A 1,765-nucleotide genomic window follows, 5' to 3' on the forward strand; every position below is an offset into this window, starting at 1 on the left:
CGCGCAAGCAGCGTCGAACCTTCGCGCGGAGATGGTAGCAGGTGGATCTTATACAACGACGCACGCCGCCGCGGATTTCTCAGCGTGGTTGCCGCGCGCGGTAGCAGGATTGAATCAGGCGACGGAGCAATCGCGGCAATCTCGCGACAACCTAGCCCGTCCTATTCACCGGTGTCTGCTTGAGCGTGCGCGGTCGGTCTGATTTGTCTTCCTGGCATGAGCGTCCATTCGCCGGTGGTGACGTTGGTCGGCATGGCGATGCGGCGTTGGGTGTTGGGGGTGTTGCGGGTTTGGCCGTGCATCGGCCGCTTTGGCTATGGCCCTGCTGGATGGAAGCTGCGGGCGATGCCGCGGAACAGCACGGCCTGCGGGCAGGCTGCGGCGAAGGCGATGCGAATGCGGCTGGTGGTTTCGATGATCCGCCCGGCGATCTTGAGCAGGTGCTGGCGCAGGGTGGTGAACTCGGCGCTGGCGAGTGGATGCGGCTTTGGGATGCGCTCGCGCAGGCCCAGCATCAGCCAATAGGCGGCGGTGTGCAGCACGAGACGGACCTGGTTGGCCAATGGCGAACGGCAACTGGTCCGGTCGGAGGCAAGCTGGGTCTTGTGCAGCTTGATGAGGTTTTCCGCCTGGCCCCGGGCGCAATAGAGGCTGTCGTAGATCCATTCGGCGTTGCCCTGGCCGAAGCTGGTCACCACGAAGCGAATGTCGAGGCCCATAGTGCTGGCCTCGATGCGGGCGACGACCCGGCGTGGCTGGGACCATGACCGGGCGCCATAGCGGGTTTCAGCATAGCGACGCAGCACCGGGGCAGCGTCCTCGGCGCGGCGCACCCGGACATCATCGGCGGCGGCTTCGACCAGGCCGCGAAGGGTGGCGTTGGTCGGCAGGCCGAAGACATAGTCGATGCCCGCGGCCTCGCAGAAGGCCATCACCTCAGGGCGGCCGTAGTGGCCATCGCCGCGGAGCGTGATGCGGGTCTGCGGCCAGTGCTGGCGGAGTTGCCGCACCAGGCGGCGCAAATGGCCACGGAGTTCGATACCGGAGGGGGTCTTGCCCGGCCGCAGCAGCACCGCCACCGGGCGGCAGGTCGCGGTATCGTAGACATGGATCGGCAGGAAGCAGCGCTCGTCGTAGTGGGCGTTGAACAGCGACAGCTGCTGGTGCCCGTGCACCACGTCGACGGTGTCGTCGATGTCGAGCGTCACCGCAGCAGGCGGCCGGGGATAGCTGGCGCAGTAGAGGTCGACCATGGCCCACATCAGCCGGATCACCTCACGCAGGGAGGGCGCGTTCTCCCAGCGCGACATGGTTGGCTGAGAACACAGGTCGCGGCCGCTATCAGGCACTCGCCCGCAAGCCAGCTTGAAGCCAGGATCGTGGCGCAGGTGGTCGAGGTCGTCGGCATCCTCGTAGCCGCAGGCGATCGCCAGGATGCGTGCCCGCAGGATGTCGGCCAGGGAGTGGACTACCCGAGAAGGGTCGACTACAAGCGCCACGGCACGACGACGCTGTTCGCCGCGCTCAACGTGCTGGATGGGACGGTGATCGGCCAATGCATGAGCCGCCACCGGCATCAGGAGTTCATTCGCTTCCTCAACCGGATCAACCGCGAAACTCCGGTAGAGCTCGACCTGCATCTGATCGTGGACAACTACGCCACTCACAAGCATGCGAAGGTGCGGGCATGGCTGGTGCGGCACCCCCGCTTCCATTTCCATTTCACGCCGACCTCGGCCTCCTGGCTCAACGCGGTCGAAGGCTT

2 pseudogenes are annotated in these 1,765 nt (G+C 65.9%); one reads left to right on the forward strand and one right to left on the reverse strand.

From position 1 onward, the window contains the following. Positions 1 to 314 precede the first annotated feature (314 nt). A pseudogene (locus tag ACEW8G_RS02235) lies at positions 315 to 1,484 on the reverse strand (IS1380 family transposase); the annotation flags it as partial. Here ACEW8G_RS02235 and ACEW8G_RS02240 point away from each other — a divergent pair. Beyond that, positions 1,485 to 1,765 (forward strand): annotated as a pseudogene (locus ACEW8G_RS02240) (IS630 family transposase); the annotation flags it as partial.

Origin of the sequence: Blastomonas sp., from assembly GCF_041747255.1 — a bacterium.
Taxonomy (GTDB): domain Bacteria; phylum Pseudomonadota; class Alphaproteobacteria; order Sphingomonadales; family Sphingomonadaceae; genus Blastomonas.